The 16,830-nt window shown below is 69.0% G+C and carries 16 protein-coding genes and 1 pseudogene; 6 read left to right on the forward strand and 11 right to left on the reverse strand.

What is annotated here, in order from left to right:
• Positions 1-3: 3 nt before the first annotated feature.
• The 4 genes from casG to FB390_RS13040 are packed head-to-tail and all read right to left on the reverse strand — an operon-like array spanning position 4 to position 5,294.
• Positions 4-1,680 (reverse strand): steroid-24-oyl-CoA synthetase, encoded by a 1,677-nt coding sequence (casG, locus tag FB390_RS13025; RefSeq protein ID WP_141809190.1) that lies wholly within the window; start codon positions 1,678-1,680, stop codon positions 4-6.
• A gap of 29 nt (positions 1,681-1,709) precedes the next feature.
• Positions 1,710-2,750, reverse strand: a complete 1,041-nt coding sequence (locus FB390_RS13030; RefSeq protein WP_141811731.1) for an NAD(P)-dependent alcohol dehydrogenase — start codon at positions 2,748-2,750, stop codon at positions 1,710-1,712.
• A 20-nt stretch (positions 2,751-2,770) separates the two neighbouring features.
• Positions 2,771-3,922, reverse strand: a complete 1,152-nt coding sequence (locus FB390_RS13035; protein ID WP_141809191.1) for a serine hydrolase domain-containing protein — start codon at positions 3,920-3,922, stop codon at positions 2,771-2,773.
• 4 nt (positions 3,923-3,926) lie between these two features.
• A complete protein-coding gene (locus tag FB390_RS13040) occupies positions 3,927-5,294 on the reverse strand; it encodes a flavin-containing monooxygenase (protein WP_141809192.1) in 1,368 nt (455 codons plus the stop codon).
• 179 nt (positions 5,295-5,473) lie between these two features.
• Here FB390_RS13040 and FB390_RS13045 point away from each other — a divergent pair, with 179 nt between their 5' ends.
• Both FB390_RS13045 and FB390_RS13050 read left to right on the forward strand, forming a co-directional pair.
• Entirely contained in the window at positions 5,474-6,127 is a 654-nt protein-coding gene (locus FB390_RS13045) for a TetR/AcrR family transcriptional regulator (protein WP_141811732.1), read from the forward strand.
• A 197-nt stretch (positions 6,128-6,324) separates the two neighbouring features.
• Positions 6,325-7,083, forward strand: a complete 759-nt coding sequence (locus FB390_RS13050; RefSeq protein WP_141809193.1) for a DUF6319 family protein — start codon at positions 6,325-6,327, stop codon at positions 7,081-7,083.
• A 92-nt stretch (positions 7,084-7,175) separates the two neighbouring features.
• Here FB390_RS13050 and FB390_RS13055 read toward each other — a convergent pair whose 3' ends face one another.
• From FB390_RS13055 to FB390_RS13065, 3 genes are read right to left on the reverse strand one after another with little or no spacing between them, the layout of a single operon-like run.
• A complete protein-coding gene (locus tag FB390_RS13055) occupies positions 7,176-8,729 on the reverse strand; it encodes a GGDEF domain-containing protein (RefSeq protein ID WP_141809194.1) in 1,554 nt (517 codons plus the stop codon).
• Positions 8,729-9,298, reverse strand: coding sequence for a hypothetical protein (locus FB390_RS13060; protein WP_141809195.1), 570 nt, complete (start codon positions 9,296-9,298; stop codon positions 8,729-8,731). The genes FB390_RS13055 and FB390_RS13060 overlap by 1 nt, the downstream gene beginning before the upstream one ends.
• Positions 9,299-9,303: 5 nt before the next feature.
• Positions 9,304-9,888 (reverse strand): pyruvoyl-dependent arginine decarboxylase, encoded by a 585-nt coding sequence (locus FB390_RS13065; protein WP_185757024.1) that lies wholly within the window; start codon positions 9,886-9,888, stop codon positions 9,304-9,306.
• 172 nt (positions 9,889-10,060) lie between these two features.
• Here FB390_RS13065 and galK point away from each other — a divergent pair, with 172 nt between their 5' ends.
• Positions 10,061-11,170, forward strand: a complete 1,110-nt coding sequence (gene galK, locus FB390_RS13070) for a galactokinase (RefSeq protein WP_141809196.1) — start codon at positions 10,061-10,063, stop codon at positions 11,168-11,170.
• A 115-nt stretch (positions 11,171-11,285) separates the two neighbouring features.
• Here the strand turns inward: galK and FB390_RS13075 are convergent, their stop codons facing one another.
• Positions 11,286-11,855 (reverse strand): TetR/AcrR family transcriptional regulator, encoded by a 570-nt coding sequence (locus tag FB390_RS13075; protein ID WP_185757236.1) that lies wholly within the window; start codon positions 11,853-11,855, stop codon positions 11,286-11,288.
• 116 nt (positions 11,856-11,971) lie between these two features.
• On the opposite strand from FB390_RS13075, the gene FB390_RS13080 reads away from it, so the two are divergent.
• From FB390_RS13080 to FB390_RS13090, 3 genes are all read left to right on the forward strand, one after another.
• Positions 11,972-12,397: a tautomerase family protein gene (locus tag FB390_RS13080; protein WP_141809197.1), complete on the forward strand. Its 426-nt coding sequence runs from the start codon at positions 11,972-11,974 to the stop codon at positions 12,395-12,397.
• A 346-nt stretch (positions 12,398-12,743) separates the two neighbouring features.
• Entirely contained in the window at positions 12,744-14,441 is a 1,698-nt protein-coding gene (locus FB390_RS13085; protein WP_141811735.1) for a sodium:solute symporter family protein, read from the forward strand.
• A 12-nt stretch (positions 14,442-14,453) separates the two neighbouring features.
• Entirely contained in the window at positions 14,454-14,723 is a 270-nt protein-coding gene (locus FB390_RS13090; RefSeq protein ID WP_141809198.1) for a hypothetical protein, read from the forward strand.
• 205 nt (positions 14,724-14,928) lie between these two features.
• Here the strand turns inward: FB390_RS13090 and FB390_RS13095 are convergent.
• The 3 genes and pseudogenes from FB390_RS13095 to FB390_RS13105 form a co-directional block, all read right to left on the reverse strand.
• Positions 14,929-15,384, reverse strand: a pseudogene (locus FB390_RS13095) (SRPBCC family protein); the annotation flags it as partial.
• Positions 15,385-15,401: 17 nt separating this feature from the next.
• Positions 15,402-15,872 carry a DUF4383 domain-containing protein gene (locus FB390_RS13100; protein ID WP_141809200.1) on the reverse strand — a complete coding sequence of 157 codons (471 nt, stop codon included), beginning with the start codon at positions 15,870-15,872 and terminating at the stop codon, positions 15,402-15,404.
• Positions 15,873-16,019: 147 nt separating this feature from the next.
• The gene (locus FB390_RS13105) at positions 16,020-16,733 is read right to left on the reverse strand and encodes a DUF8020 domain-containing protein (RefSeq protein ID WP_141809201.1); all 714 of its coding nucleotides are present in this window, start codon (positions 16,731-16,733) and stop codon (positions 16,020-16,022) included.
• Positions 16,734-16,830: the final 97 nt, after the last annotated feature.

The following is a 16,830-nucleotide window of genomic DNA, read 5'->3' on the forward strand; positions in this document are numbered from 1 at the left end:
GCGTCACCCGCTCACGTCGGTAATGGCCTCGGCAATGCCCGCGCGAACCACCTTGCCGGTCGCGTTGCGGCTGAGTGGGGTGGTGGTCAGACGCCATCGCGCGGGCACCTTGTAGTAGGCCAGCCGCTCCCCGGCGAACTCGCGCAGGTCCGCTTCGGTGACCGTCGCGCCCTCGCGCACCACGACGAGGGCGGCCACCTGCTGACCCAGGTCGGCGTCCGGCACGCCGACCACGGCGCTCTCCTCGACGTCGGGGTGTTCGTCGAGGCACTGCTCGACCTCGGTCGGATAGACGTTCTCCCCGCCACGCAGGATGAGATCCGACCGCCTGCCCGACAGCCGCAGCCTGCCCTCCTCCAGGATCCCGATGTCGCCGGTGCGCAACCAGCGATCCGGGGTGATCGCCGCCGCGGTGGCCTCGGGATCGTTCCAGTAGCCGAGCATCACGTACGGGCTGCGCACCCAGATCTCGCCCTCCACGCCTTCGCCGACCGGCTCGCCGAGCGGGTCACGGATCTCCAGGCTCACCCCGAGCACCGGACGGCCGACCGTGTCCGGGTAGGCGGCGAGCTCGGCGGGTGCCGCGATGGTGGCGGCCGTCGAGCATTCGGTCATGCCGTAGCTGGTCACCAGCGCGTTCCGCGCGACCGGCAGCCGCTGCCGCAGTCGCTCTTGCAACGCCGCCGAGGAGGGCGCGGAGTTGAGCGAGAAGGCGGCCAGCGAGGACACGTCGTAGGCGTCGAGGTCCACCTCGAGCAGCCGGGTGGCCATGGTCGGCATCGCGCCCCAGTTGCTGATCCGTTCCCGTTCGATCAGCCGAAGCACCCGGTCGGCGTCGAACGCGCCCTGGTAGATGACGGCCGTGTCGCCGGTGACCATCCGCGGCAGCACCAGATTGTGCAGGCTGGCGATGTGGAACAGCGGGGAGGTGAGCAGGAAGCGCCTGCCCTTGGGGCTACCGTCGTCCGAACCGCCCGCGAACGCCGCGGCCAGCGCGTCGTTGAAGCGGTGATAGTCGATGACCGCCAACAGGTTTCGGTGCGTGTGCACCGCGCCCTTGGGTCGTCCGCTGGTGCCGCTGGTGTACAGGATGACGGCCGGATCGTCTTCGGCGACGGCGGCGTCGGGCAACTCGCCCGCCGCGAACTCGGCGACCAGCTCCGGGACGTCGCGCTCCATGGTGAGCACCGGTACGTCGACACCCAGCTCGGCGACCCGCGCGGCGCGCTTGGCGTCCACGATCAGCACCGCGGGCTCGGTGTGCGCGAGACCGTAGGCGATCTCGCGCGGCGTCCACCACGCGTTGTAGCCGACCGCGATCGCGCCGAGGCACTGCGCGGCCCAGAACGCCACCACCCACTCGGGCGTGTTCGCGGCGAGGATGCCGACGCGGTCGCCCTTGCCGACGCCGTAGCGGTCGCGCAGCGCCCTGGCCAGCGCTCCGACTTCGGCAGCGTGCTCGGCGTAGGACAACCGCCGGTCCTCGGTCACCAGGTATTCGCGGTCGCCAAGCGCCGCCGAGGCGGCGAGTACCTCGCGCAGCGCGCGGCCCCGGTTCTTCTGTACCGGAAGGGGCGCGCCGAGCACGTCCTCGACCGTCGTCTCGAAGGGGCCGCCGGGCCCGGTGAGCCGCCCGATGACGGTCGCGGCCAGCGCCTGGGGATCCATGGATGTCGTCATTCGATGTTCCTCGTCGTTCGTGCGCGGGTTCACGGGATCAGCACCGCTCGTCCGCGGATCCGCCCGTTTGCCAGGCGGTCGAGCGCCTCGCGGCCGTCGTCCAGCGCGAAGACCTCGACCTCGACCCGGAGTCTGCCCGATCGAGCCAGGGCGACGGACTCGATCAGATCGGATTTGGTGCCGCCGTAGGACTTTCGTACCGTCGCGCCCCACGGCCAGCCGGGACCGCCCGCGGGCGCCGCGGTGATCTCCGGCGCGCCCGCGCCGAGCCCGACCATCCGGTACGCGCCGTTGGGCGCCACGCATTCGACCGCGAGGCGCGCGGTCTGGTCGACGCCGACGAAATCGAACACCGCCTCCGCGCCGCGCCCGCCGGTCCGGTCGAGGATGGCCGCGGCGGTCCCGGCGTCGGCGAGCAGTCCTTCGGCGGCGCCGTGCGCGCTCGCCAGCGCGAGCTTGTCCTCGTGCACGTCCACCGCGATCACCCTTGCGGCGGTGGTGGCGGCGAGGATCTGCACCGCGACATGGCCGAGGCCGCCGACGCCGATGACCACGGCGGTCGCGCCGGGCCGCAACTGGTCGCGCGCGCCGTCGATCGCGTGGTAGCTCGTCAGCGCCGCGTCGGCGAGCGGCGCGGCCTGGGCGAAGTCCAGATCGCCGATCGGCACGAAAGCCGTTGCGGGAATACGGATGTACTCGGCCATGCCGCCGTCCGGGCCGAGTCCGGGACAGGGCGGCATGGCCGCCCGGCCCGCGGCGAGGCACACGTTCTCGTTGCCGCGCACGCACTCTCGGCACACGCCGCACGACCAGCACAGGTAGACGACGCCGCGATCGCCGACCGCTCGGCCGGTCACCCGTTCGCCGATCCGCTCGACGGTGCCCGCGATCTCGTGGCCGAGCGTCAGCGGGTCCTCGCGCAGCCGGAACGGTATCTCCAGCACGTGCAGGTCCGAATGGCAGATGCCCGCCGCGCCGACCCGCAGCAGCAGATCGTCGGGTCCGATCGGGGGCACCGGCACCTCGCGCAACTCCAGCGTGCCCGGCCCGGTCAACTGAAGGGCGCGCATCGTGTCGCTCATGCTCTGCTTCACGCCGCCCCCTCCCGCACGGCCGCGTAGGTCGCGCGCAAGTAGGCATCGGCGCGGGCCGAGCCCAGGATGCCCGGCTCCATCTTGTTCATGGTGTAGGCGAAAGTGAGGCGGTGGTCCAGGTCGTTCACCACGATCGCCCCGCCGTATCCGGCCCACCAGCACACCCGGCCCTCGGGCACGGCGGGGGCGGTCTGCGGGTGCGGCAGGCCGTAGCCGATGCCGAAGCGCAGCGGAACCAGCAGCGCTTGGTCGACGCCGTCGGACTGCTGCTCGAAGATCAGGTCGAGGGTCTTGTCCGACAACAGCTTCCGCCCGTCGAGTGAGCCGCCGCAGGACACCACCGACTGCACCCGCGCCACCGAACGCGCGTTGCCGTGGCCGTTGACCGCGCCGATTTCGGCTCCCTGCCACCCAGGGCTTGCGGTCTCGGCGATGTCGAGCAGCGGACTCGTCAGGGTCTTGACCAAGATGCTGTCCTGGTCCAGCGTCGACATGTCGAATTGCACTGCGGGCGGCGGGATCAGCGAGGCGATGCGGTCGCGGTGCTCAGGTCCGGTACCGATATGGAAGTCGGCGCCCAGCGGCCCGGCGAGTTCCTCGGCGAAGAAGCGCCCGAGGCTGCGTCCGGTGACGCGGCGGATCACCTCGCCGACCAGGTGCCCGTAGTTGAGCGCGTGATAGCCCGATGCGCTGCCCGGCTCCCACCACGGCGGCTGGGCGGCCAGTCGAGCCGCGGCCGCTTCGGCGTCGTAGATGTCCGCCAGGTCGATCGGCGGCTGCCACCCCGAAACACCGGAGGTGTGCGCGAGGATGTGCCGAATCTCGATGTCGCCCTTGCCGTTCGCGGCGAATTCCGGCCAGTAGTGCGCGACCTTCTGGTGCACGTCGAGCTCGCCGCGATCGACGAGCAGCAGCGCGCACAGCGCCGTCATGGTCTTGCTGATCGAGAAGACGTTCACCAGGGTGTCGGTTCGCCACGGCACCGTGCGGTCCTCGTCCAGGTGCCCGCCCCACAGATCGACCACCGGCTCGCCGTCGACGGTCACGCAGATCGACGCGCCGAGTTCGGCGCCGGAGTCCAGTTGGCGCTCCAGCTCGCACCGGACGCCTTGGAAGCGGTCGGCGCAGTATCCCGAGATCTCGGTCATGGCCTCACACCCGATCCAGCGTTCGGGCGGGCACCGGCAGCGCGTATCCTGCCGCGGCGGCGCGCTTGGCGCCCCTGGCCATCTCCCGCTGCATATCGCGCACGTACGGCTCGAATTCGACCTGGATCGTGTGGCGCGGTGAGTCGTAGTAGCGGCCCGTGCGCGCGTTCTCGGCGGCGCGGATGTCCTCGCGCATCCCGTCCGGATCGGGCGGGAGGTAGCGCCCCGTCAGATACGCGGCGACCAGCTTGCTCTGCTGCTCGGCGAAATTGACGAGTGTGGGCAGCGGTTGGGCGAGACCGAGGTAGAAGAGGTTGTCGATGCCCGGCTTCATCATCTGCTTGAACAGCGGCAGCCGATTGTCCTTGTCCGGCAACAGTTCCGGGTCACTGAAGAATGGGAAGCTGATGTGATAGCCGGTGGCGCACACGATCACGTCCACCTCTTCCACGCTGCCGTCGGCGAAGCGCACCCGCGGCCCTTCCAACGCGGTGATGGCGGGCTTGAACGCGATGTCGCCGCAGCCGGCGCGGTGCAGGAACTCCTCGCTCGCCGAGGGGTGCGCCTCGAACGGCTCGTGATCGGGCGCGGGCAGACCGTAGAACTCCATGTCGCCGCGGTACTTGCGGACGAAGCGCTGCTTCAGCTTCAGCGCGATCTTGCGTGGCATCCAGGGCGGCACCCGGCGTTTGTCGCCGACTTCGCCGTGCACGTATTTCGGCAGCACCCACACCCCGCGCCGGGCCGAGACCGTCAGCCGCGCGGCGAGGAAACGCTGGGACAGCTCCGAGGCGATGTCGAGCCCGGAGTTGCCCATACCCACCACGACAACCCGCTTGCCGCGCATGTCGACCGGGTCGAACGGGTCGTTGTAGGCGTGGCTGTGCATGAGCACGCCGTCGAATTCGCCTGGATAGTCCGGCATTCTGGGATCCCAGTGGTGCCCGTTGCACACGACGAGCGCGTCGTAGGCGCGGGTCCGACCGTCGGAGGCGGTCACCAGCCAGAGCCCGTCGGGCTGCCGCTCGGCCGCGGTGACCTTGGTTTCGAACAGGATCTTGTCGCGCAGGCCGAAGTGGTCGACGTAGTTCTTGAAGTACTCGAACAGCTGCGAGTGGTGTGGGAAGTCCGGCCACGATTCCGGCACCGGATAGTCCTCGAAGGCCAAGCGCCACTTGGACGTATCGATGTGCAGGCTCTGGTAGCAGGCCGACATGCCGTTCGGGTTCTTGAAATACCAGTTGCCGCCGACCTCGTCACCCGCTTCGAAACAGTCGAACGGGATGCCGTGGTCCTGGAGGCGTTTGGCGGCGGTGATCCCCGACGGTCCCGCGCCGATGACGCATACCCGGGGAAGTTGCTGAGAAGTCAAAGTCGATGTCCTCGTCTGGAGCTGCCGGCGTCGGCGGGCCGCGAGCGGTGGGTGAACACCGCGGGAGCCATCCGTCGCCGAAGTGACGTAGGCAACAAATTAACACTCGCTAGACTTGCTGTCTAGTGAGTGACAAGCTGTCTATTGGAACCGACGACGAGACGGGGTTACCGTTCACCATGCCGACCAAGCCGAAGCCAGCCGGGCTCAGCCTGCGCGACGAACAGAAGCAGCAGACCAGGGCCAAACTGCTGGAGGCCGCCAAGACGCTGTTCGGCGCGAACGGATACGCCGCAGTGCGTGTCGACGAGATCGCCGCCGCCGTCGGGTGCAGCCGCGCCACCTTCTACCTGCACTTCACCGGCAAGCTGGACATCCTGCGCGAGGTTGCCGCGCAATCCACCGCACCCACGGCGCTGCACTTCTACGAGGACCTGGACCGGGTGCTCGACATCGGCACCCGCGAGGCGTTCGTCGGGTGGATGTCCAGGGCCATCGACTGGTTCCACGAGTACAAGGACCTGCTGCCCGCCTGGGACGAGGCGACCACGCTGGAACCGGAGTTCCGCGAGATCGCCAGGCAGGGCATCGCGGCACTGCCCAACGCGATGCCCTCGTATCTGTCCCGTTGGCCAGCCGATCGCGTGGACGAGGCACGGCTGCGCGTGGAACTGCTTGTCGCGCAATTGGAACGGTTCTTCACCCGCTGGGCGATGCAGGGCACCATCGATGTGGACGCCGAGCAGGCCGCCGAGGTGCTCACCGACATCTGGTTTCCCGCACTGCAACCGCCTGCCGCGCAGCGCGGCGTGAAGGGCGGTCGCTCGACGTAGGCGTACCTCCGCGTTCGCTCCGGCCGTGCGCGCTTTTCGTACGGACTTCGTCCGGCAGCGCCGACTTAGCCGTGCGTTTGCTGTCGCGGGCGGGCTGGGCCGGGGCGGCGCGAATTCCCGACGCCGTGCGAATCTGTCGGTGGCGTGCGGCATCATCTGTGCACGCAGACATCCACGAAGACCGCTCGGAGTGCCCCATGCCGTCGCCAAGAACCAAACCCAAGCCGTTGTCCGACACCGAGATCGAGCAGATCGCCGCGGAGATCGCGGGCGGCCGCCCGCCGATGGTCTGGTTCACCGCCGCCGCTGTCGGTGTGCCCGAGGGTCGTTCGGGCAAGGTGATCGCGCTCGGCGATCCGTCCGACGGAGATTTCCTGCAGGTGCGGCCGACCGGATCGAAGGATGTACTGTCCTTTTCTCCGACCGAAGTGACGTTGACCAAGCCGTCGCGCGACCGGGCGGCGGCCGCACCACCCAGCCAGCCGAAGTCGACAACAAGGAAGGACTCGACCGTGACCCAGCCGTCGACCACGACGAGCGCACCGGCGCCGACCGTCAGCCCCGCGCCGGTTTCCCCCGCGCCGAAACCCGTTGCGCCGGTGGCGGAAACGAGCGGATCCGGCGCCGCTGGAGCGGCGAAGCCGGCGACCGCGCCGAAGCCGGCCAAGGCCGCGGCGGCGCGCAAGGCGAAGGCCGCGGAGGTCACGGTGACGCTGTCCGGCACGGCCGACGGCGAGTGGACGGTCGAGGTGGTCAACGGTAAGAAGCGCTCGGTGCGCGGCCTTCCGGTGAACAGTTCCGCGGTCGCACAGGCCGCCAAGATCTTGCATCCGGAGGTGGCCGAGGTGGTCGCCGGAGTTCTGGAGGCGGCTCGGGGCGCGCAGCTGGCGAAGGTCGAGCAGTTACAGGCCGAGCTCGAAGAGGCCAAGCGGCTGTTGGATGAACTGACCGACTGAGTCGCGGCTCGTTCGGAGCTGTCGGGTAGGCCCATTTCATTCGGCAGTGCCGGGGCGTACGGCGGCGTCGGGGTCGTCCGATGATCTCTGCGTCAGACCGCGGTGCTTTCGGCGTTGGAGCGCCAGGTCCTGGTCGCGGGATCGGGCGCCGCGGTCGGGCGGCCCGCGGGCAAGTGTGGGTGGCGCAGGTCGTCGTGGAAGGCGTAGCCCAGCGAGTACTCCTTGGCGTGGTACATCGCCGAATCCGCTTCCCGGATCAGGTCGTAGACGGTGGCCTCTGGATCGCGCGGACTGTCGCACGCGATGCCGACGCTCGCGGTGATCGGCACTTCGCCCGCGCTCAGTTCGAAGGGGCGGACGAAGGCCCCGAGTAGTCGCTCGGCGAGCACCGCCGCGTCCTGCTTGCCGAGCGGAGCGAGCACCACGAACTCGTCGCCGCCGTAGCGGGCGACCGCGTCGTCGCGGCGCACCACCCGCCGGATCCGGGAGGCGGCGTTGGCGATCAGCTCGTCGCCGACGGCGTGGCCGTAGCTGTCGTTGACCATCTTGAAGCCGTCCAGGTCGATGAACAACAGGCACAGCGGCTGATCGCGCCAGTGCGCGCTGTTGCGGTTGAGCACCCGCAGCAGGGCCGACCGGTTGAGCAGGCCGGTCAGCATGTCGTGGTCGGCCTGGTACTGGGCCCGGCGTTCGCTGCGGGCGCTGCGCTGGATGGCGCGTTCGCTGCGCACCAGCACGCCGATCAGCAGCAGCGCGAACAGCGAGGACACCACCGCCCGGTCGACGGCGCCGAGACTGGAGCCGACCACGGGCACCAGCGACGCCACGATCAGCGCGACCGCGATGAAACTGGCGCGCTGCCTGGACTGGTGCGGATGGATGTGGCGCGGGGCCCCGAGGCTCGCCATGGTCGGGTGCAGCGCGGCGATGCCGACCGTCGCGTAGGCGATCAGCAGCGGCGTCAGCAGGACCTCGTGGCCGATGGACGCGGTGCCCGCGGTTTCCAGGCTGTAGCCGAGATCGCCGACCAGCACGGCGACCATGGCCAGGTGCAGCAGCCGCAACGAGGTCTCCGAACGGGTCGCGGTGGCCACCGAATGGGCGACCAAGGTCAGCAGCAGGGCGTCGAGGATCGGATACGCCGCCGCGACCACCGTGGTCAGGGTGGTGGCGCGCGATTGCAGGATGGGGGAGATGAGAAAGGTCCAGGAGGCCAGCAGCGCGCCGAGACCGATCAGCGCCGAGTCGAGCAGCAGATCGTAGTCGCCGCGGACCTGCCTGGGTCGCAGCCAGAGGGTCGCCGCCACCCCGATGCCCAGATATCCGGCCAGCGTGCAGATGTCGTCGAGCGGGCTGATCGAGTCGTCGGTGAAATCCCGCAGCGTGGTGCCGAGCGCGAAGAGCACCGCCGACAGCGACAGCAGATACCACGGCAGCGGCTGCGCCGGGCGATGCCGAAGCAGCCCGGACCCGATCATGGTGAGCGCCCCCGCCACCACCGCCAGCATCGTCACCAGCGCGAGCGCACGGGAATGGAACACCAGCGGCACCGAGATCAGTGCCGTCCAGCCGCCGAGAAGCGCCACGCACCAATGGTTGCCGGTACAGTAGCCGCGGTCGCTCGCCTGCGCTTCGCTGGATGTCATCAGCCCCCCTTGGTCGCTCCGTCCCCGGTGAACTGTGCGGCGTAGTACGTCTGTGAATCCTCCACCGCGACTTCGACGTTCGTCTGCTCATCGAGCACCGCGCGAATGCTGTCGGCGAACGAGAGCTGAGTGTTGTTGTACGAGCAGATGTCCCAGCCGACCGCAGCGCGCTCGGCCACCAATGTCTGGACAACTGATTTGATCATGGCATGGAAGGCGGCCCCTTGTCGTGCACTTGGCGCAACAAGGGTGAATCCCGCGTAGTAGATCGCGTTGCGCGCCGCGTGCTCGGGATAGCGCGCGGCGAAGTAGTCCGGGCTGATCCACGGCACGGTCTCCAAATGCCTGGTCAGCGTGGTCAGTCCGATCGGCTCGCCGGACGCGGTGCGCGCGACGTGCTTGTGCACCCGCGGATCGACCATCTCCTCGTGGAATTCGTCGCGGTGCAGCACCTGCCTGGCGATGGCCTTCGTGCGCAGCGGGCCGAAGGCCTCCTCGTAGAGGCGGTGGAACATCTCGATCCGGTCGTCCGGGATCGTGGTCTCGACGGTGACGTGCAGCTCGCTCATCGCCGTCAGCTCCAAGAGGTCGTGTGGTAGGCGGCCAGCACCACCGCGCAGGCCGGGTCGCCCGCGCAGCGGGTCTGGGCGAGCGAGAGCTGCACCGGGCCGAAGGCCTCGGGCCGCCGGGCGGTCATGTCCGCGAGGCTGGCGCGGATCAGTCCCTCTACCTCGACCGCGCTCTCGCCCTCGTGCTCGACGAAAAGCCCAGCTCCGGAACCGTCGTCGCGCAGCGCCCAGCCGACGCCCGCGGCGGCCGAGCGGCCGACCTCCTCGGTGTGCTGCGCGGCGTAGACACAGTAGAGCCGATCACCCCAGGGGATCGGCTTGCGGACGCGGGCGGTGCGCTCCAGCATGGCGCGCGGCGGGATCACCGACGACAGGCGAATCAAGTTCGCATCACCCACTCCCAATTCGCGCAGGGCCGCGTCGAAGGCCGACATCGCTGTCGGGCCCACCCCGGTCGCCGCGCCGATCTCGATTCTCAGTGGCGCCCCGGGGATCTGCCGGTTGTCGCGCTCCGGCCTGCCCAGGGGCGGAAGTAGTCGATCGATCCACTGCAGCCCGAGCAGGCCGCCGCGTGGGGTGGTGTGAATCATAGTGCCCTCCCGGAACTCTCGGCCGAATTTGCAGGCCGATATTGCTTCGAATTCGACTGTGCGGCACGAACGCGAATCGCGCACGCGCACCGGCTGAAAGCGGTGCTGAGGCGGCGTGTCTCGTAACGTGTGGCGCGACGAACCAGCTCCGAGTCGATCGAGCGAGGCAGCAGTGCGGACATGGGTGGCGCCGGGCCGGGTGAACATCATCGGCGAGCACACGGACTACAACGACGGTTTCGTGCTGCCCATCGCGTTGCCGCTGGTGACGCGGTGCGCAGCCGAGCCGACCGCCGACGGGCTCGTCCGCGTCGAATCGCGACAGCGCCCTGGCGAGGCGGTGCGGATCGGCATCGACGAGCTCGCCGAGGCGCGGGAGCGGCTGCCGGTCTGGGCGCGGTATCCGCTGGGCGTGGTCGCCGAGTTCGTGCGGCGCGGGCACATCGTTCCCGGTCTCGTACTGGAACTCGACGGCGCCGTGCCGATCGGTGCGGGACTGTCGAGTTCGGCGGCGCTGTCGTGCTCGGTGGCGGTTGCGCTGCGGGATATGTACGCGCCCAGCGTCGCAGACCGCGAACTCATCGATATCGCTCGCGCCGCCGAGAACGACTACGCGGGCGCGCCGACCGGCGTGCTCGACCAGTCGGCGGCCGTGCTGTGCACCGCGGGTCACGCGCTGTTCCTCGACGTGCGCCGGTTCACGACCGCCGACGCGGGCTACGAACAGATTCCGTTCGATCTCGCCGCTTTCGGTCTCGAGCTCTTGGTGGTCGACACCGGCCAGCCGCACGAACTGGTCGACGGCGGCTACGCGCGGCGGCGCGCGCAGTGCGCGGCGGCCGCGGCCGAACTCGGAGTGCCCGCGCTGCGCGACGCCGAGGCGGCGGATCTCGAGCGCATCGCGGACCCGGTCGCTCGGCGGCGGGCGCGCCACGTGATCACGGAGAACGCCCGCGTCGTCGCGGTTGCCGAGCAATTGCGCCAGGGAGCGGATCCGCGCCAGATCGGATCCGTCCTGAGCGCGGGCCACGCCTCGCTGCGCGACGATTTCGAGGTCTCGACGGACGCGCTCGACGCGGCGGTGACCGCGGCGCTGGACGCGGGCGCGCACGGCGCGCGGATGGTCGGCGGCGGCTTCGGCGGCAGCGCGATCGCGCTGGTCGACCGCGAACGCGCCGAGGCGGTGGCCGCGGCGGTGGGGGATCGCTTCGCGCGCTGCGGTTTTGCCGCGCCGCGCACATTCGTCGTGGTTCCGGCCGACGGAGCCCGGCGAGAGTTCTGAGCGTCGGTTCGCGATTCCTCGCGGTCTCGCCGACGGAGCTGAGCGCCGTGGTTCGCGCGGCGACGCGCATCGGCCCGAGCGCGGAGGACGCAGCGGTGTGTTCCTCGGCCGACGATCAGCCGCGGCCTGGATCGGTGACCGCACGGACCAGGAACTCGAGCTTCTCGACGGTCTGATCCAGCGGCCGGGTGCTGCGCTCGGCGCGGCACATGGCCACGGTGCCCTCGATGGCGGCCACGATCAGCGTGGCGGTCTGCTCGGCGTCGTCTTCGCTCGCGCCGTGCGCGCGCAACGAATCCGCCAGCAGCGCGGTCCAGTTCCGGAAGGCGGCCGCGGCGGCCTCGCGCGGCGCGTCGTCCGCGTCGGTGGAATCCTCGACCGACACCGCGAGCACCGGGCACCCCGCCCGGAAATCGCTGTCGATCACCACTTTTCGCCACATGTCCACGAACGCGCGGAGCCCGGGGAGCGGCCCGGCCTGCAGCTCCTCGGCGAGCTTGCGCGCGGCGAGCGCGTCGGCGAACCGCACCGCCTCGACGGCCAGTTGCGACTTCCCGCCCGGGAAGTAGTGATACGTCGACCCGAGCGGAGCCTCGGCGTGTTTGGCCAGCTCACGCACGCTGGTGGCGTTCAACCCGCGGCGGCGGATCATGTCCGCGGCGCCCGCAACCATCCGATCCCGCATCTGCGGGGACGTCTTCGCCACCGCGCACCTCCTTGCTCATAACGACCGTCATAGAGTACCGTTCGGGACTTATAACGACTGTTATAGGTCGGTTGTTCCGAGAACTGGAGGACGACATGCCGATGATTCAACTGACCCTGCCCGCCGGGGTCCTCGCCGCCGAAACCCGTGGCAAGTTGCAAAAGACGCTGGCCGCGACCCTGCTGAAGTGGGAGGGAGCGCCCGACACCGCGTTCTTCCGCGCGCTGGCTTGGAGCCGGGTCGACGAGGTGCCCGAGGGCGGATTGATCACCGCGGAAGACGAGCTGCCGCGCTTCCGCGTCGACGCCACCGTGCCGCAAGGCGCGCTGTCCGACCGCCGCAAGGAGGGCCTGATCAAGGACGTCACCGCCGACGTGCTCACCGCGGCCGGCCTGACGGAAGCCGACGCCCTACGCGTCTGGGTGCTGATCCACGAACAGCCCGAAGGAACTTGGGGCGCAGGCGGCCAAGTGGTCCGCTTCGCCGAGGTGGCCGCGCTCGCGAAAGGCCAGCGCGCCTGATGCGCGAATTGCAGTGAAGCTCGTCCTGCACCGCCCATCGCTGGGGCGGGCGAGCGCTGAACAACAGCGCGCATTCCCTTGGGGCGACGGACTCGCTGAGCAACCGTCCAGATTTTGTGCGTGATTGTGCCACCAGGGTGCGGCACAATCACGCACAGTGGATGTCACGAGTACCGCACGACGGACGCGCCCCGAACAGGCCCGTCCATAGCCCGCGCACGGCCGGAGCGAAGGCGGAGGTACGCCTCGTCGCCGGTCGCACGCCAGGAGGGACGACGCTGTGCCGCTTGCCGATTCACCCTTCCTCAGTTCCGCACTGCCTGGCGAGACTCCCGGCGCGACGCTGCTGCGTTTCGAAGCCGCCACCACCCTGCGCTTGGACGCGGAACCCGTCGACTATGCCCTGGTAGCCCTGTACTTCGTGTTCGTGCTCGGCATCGGTTTGCTGGCCAGGCAGCGGGTCTCCTCCAGCATCGACTTCTTCCTGTCCGGTCGCTCGTTGCCCGCGTGGGTCACCGGCCTGGCGTTCATCTCGGCCAACCTCGGCGCGGTCGAGATCATGGGCATGTCGGCCAACGGCGCCGAGTACGGCTTCCCGACCTTCCACTACTTCTGGATCGGCGCGGTGCCCGCCATGCTGTTCCTCGGCGTGGTGATGATGCCGTTCTACTACGGCTCGAAGGTGCGCAGCGTGCCGGAGTTCATGCGCAGGCGCTTCGGCACCGGCGCGCACTTGGTGAACGCGCTGAGCTTCGCGATAGCGCAGATCCTCATCGCCGGAGTGAATCTCTATCTGCTCGGTTCCATCGTCAACGTGCTGCTCGGCTGGCCGCTGTGGGTGTCGGTGATCGTGGCCGCGGTGATCGTGCTGTCCTACATCACTTTGGGCGGGCTCTCGGCCGCCATCTACAACGAGGTGCTGCAGTTCTTCGTCATCGTGGCGGCGTTGCTTCCGCTCACCCTGGTCGGTCTGCACAAGGTCGGCGGCTGGGATGGCTTGCGGGACAAGGTGACCGCCTCACCCGGCGGCGCGGAACAGCTGGAATCCTGGGCGGGCAACGCACTGAGCGGGTTCGCCAACGACTTCCTGTCGGTGCTCGGCATCGTGTTCGGCCTCGGCTTCGTGCTTTCCTTCGGCTACTGGACCACCAACTTCGTCGAGGTGCAGCGCGCCATGGCGACGCACTCCATCTCCGCGGCCCGGCGCACCCCGATCATCGGCGCGTACCCCAAGATGTTCATTCCGTTGATCGTCGTGATCCCCGGCATGATCAGCGCGGTGCTGGTGCCGCAGATGGCCGAGTACAAACAGGCGGTGACTGCCGATCCGGAGTATTCGAGCGACGTCACCTACAACCAAGCGCTGCTGTACCTGATGAAAGACGTACTGCCCAACGGACTTCTCGGCGTCGGGCTCGCGGGCCTGCTCGCGGCGTTCATGGCGGGCATGGCCGCCAACGTCTCGGCGTTCAACACCGTCTTCAGCTTCGACCTGTGGCAGCAGTACGTGGTCAAGGATCGCTCGGACGGGTACTACCTGACCGTCGGTCGCCTGGCCACCGTCGGCGCCACCGTCGCGGCCATCTTCACGGCGTTCATCGCGGGCAATTTCAGCAACATGATGGACTACTTGCAGACGCTGTTCAGCTTCTTCAACGCGCCGCTGTTCGCCACTTTCATCCTCGGCATGTTCTGGAAGCGGATGACGCCCACCGCGGGCTGGATGGGTCTGGTCGCCGGAACCGGCTCGGCCATCACCATTTTCATCATGCACGAGGCGGGCGTCTTCGAATTGTCCGGGCAGGGCGCGAGTTTCGTCGCCGCGGGCACGGCGTTCGTGGTCGACATCGTGGTCAGCGTCGTGGTCAGCCACGTGACTCAGCCGAAACCCGCCGCCGAACTCGTCGGACTGGTCTACTCGGAGACTCCGGAATCCATGCGCACCGACCCCGAAGCCGACACGCTGCCCTGGTATCAGCGCCCGGTCCTGCTGGCGGGCATCGCGCTGGTGCTCGTCATCGCACTGAACATCCTCGTCGGATAAGGAAGAACGCCAATGCTGTTCGATATCCGCACCATCGTCGGAGCCCTGCTGGGCAGCTATGGGGTGATCCTGGTGATCACCGGCTTGGTCCACGACACCGGCGCCGAGGAGGCCAAGACCGGCGGCATCAACGTCAACGTGTGGGCCGGGGTCGGCATGATCGCCGTCGCGCTGGTCTTTCTCGTCTGGGTGCTGTTGCGTCCGGTCGTGCCTGCCGAATCCGAGACGCCGCACATCGACGATCAGCCGCGCGCCGGCGATCAGCCTGACGCCACGGAGTGAATCAGATCCCCGGCCGCGGGATGTCGCCGCCCGGCCGCGGGATGTCGCCGCCCGGCCGCGGGATATCGCCGCCCGGTCGCGGCATTTCGCCGCCCGGTCGCGGCATTTCGCCGCCCGGTCGCGGCATTTCGCCGCCCGGTCGCGGCATATTGCCGGTCCCCTGGCGCGGCATGTCAGCGGGGCCCTGGCGAGGCATGTCGCCGGCTCCCGGGCGCGGAATGTCGCCACGCCACGCGCCGGTCTCGCGGCCGCGGCCCTCGATGAACTCCTTGAACCGCCGCATGTCCCGGTCGACGCGGTGTTCGAGCACGCCGAGCTTGTCGGCGACGTTCTCCACGAAACCCTCGGGATCGACGTCCATTTGCGCGGTGACCCGGGTGTGGGTGTCGTCGAGCCGGTGGAAGGTGATCACGCCCGCGTGCCGTGGGCCGCTGTCGGACTTCCACGCGACGCGCTCGTCGGGATGCTGTTCGGTAATGGTGGCGTCGAACTCGCGGGTCGAGGGCCCGACATGGATGCGCCAGTGGGTGTGCCGATCGTCGATCTGCTCGACAGCCTCGACTCCCTCCATGAACTCGGGGAAGGTCTCGAACTGCGTCCACTGGTTGTAGGCGGTGTGGACGGGTACGTCGACGTCCACGGTGGCGGCCATTGTGCTCATATTCTTCCTTTCTCTCCTCAGTTCAGCAGGCCCGTGTGCCTGCGTCCGGTGGTCATGCGCGGCAACGCGAGGCCGAGGGCGATCATGGCGACCCCGAGCCCGAAGTGCAGCCAGTTGTCGGCGGTGTTGAGCGGAACGAAGTTCGCGTCGCTCGCCTCGTCGACGATCAACCCGTACAGCCACAGGACCAGGTAGATCGCCCCGCCGCCGACCAGGAAGCCCGCCGCGGCGTTGGCCGCCCGGGAGGCGAGCAAGCCCGCTACGCCGAAGGCGAGATGGACGATGTTGTGCAGGATGGACACCTGGAAGATCCCGAACAGCTTGGCCTGAGAGTGGTGTCCGGCCCAGTCGAGGCTGTCGTAATCGGTCGTGACGCCCGGGATGAAGCCGAGAATGCCGACGAGCAGGAATACCGCGCCGACAGCGAACGCGGCGATTCGCACCGGGGACCACTGGTTGGTCCGCGTGGTGGCATCGAACGTTGCCATGGCAGATGCCTTTCTGTGTTCAGGCAACTGGGACACCGGTCGCATACCCGGGCTATGGGCCGACAAACGAGCGGCCCGGACGCGGCGAACCCCGCCCGGCCCTGGGCCGAACGGGGTTCGCGCAGACGAAAGGGTGTTTCTACCGGCTCACTTCGCGGGCGGGGTGAACGGCGAATTGATGGTGGTGAAGTACTGGATGGCCGCGCCGATGGCGACAGGTGCGGTCACGAAGATCTGTCCGGCGAGGGTGCCGAGTGCGCCGACGGCGATGATGCCGCCGAGGCAGCCGACGGCGGCGGCGGGGATGAAGGGGCCGAAGAGGCCGATGATGGTGGCCGAGGCGACGGTGGCGCCGACGATGCCGCCGAGCAGGCAGCCGACGGCGCCGCCGCCGAGTCCGCCGACCAGGGTGCCGATGCTGGCGCCCATGCTGATGGTGCTGGTCATGCGCGACCAGGCCGCCTGTTCGCGTTCGTATTCGCTCTTCCAGGGGGCTTTGTCCTCGAAGGGCAGAGCGACCGGTTTGTAGACGGCTTTGTCCATCGACAGTTGCGGTGTGAGCGTGGCGGTGCGGCCGGCGATGTCGGCGGCGATGGGGAATTCGAAGTCGTCGATGCGCAGCGTGAGCGGGGTGCCCGCGACGACGGTGCCGTCGGCTGCCTCGATCTTCAAGGCGTTGTCCTCCACGACGAGCGAGCCCGCATCGATCGAGACGATCGAGGACGTTTCCGTGGCGTTCGCCGTGAAGTTGATCGCGGCGGGGGCGGCGTCGGCGAGGGGTGCGGCCGAGCCGGTGCCCGCGGCGATGCCGACCGCGCCGGTCAGGAACGCGGCGGCCAGGGCGAACTTCGTGATCTTCATGGTGCTGTGAATTCCTTGTTGTCTGGGCTGTCGCGGGCGCGACAGGGCGACGGCCGTACCTATGACGAATCGGCAGGCCGTGAGGTAACGCGCCGGG

The organism is Nocardia bhagyanarayanae, assembly GCF_006716565.1.
In the GTDB taxonomy this organism is placed as follows: Bacteria; Actinomycetota; Actinomycetes; order Mycobacteriales; family Mycobacteriaceae; genus Nocardia; species Nocardia bhagyanarayanae.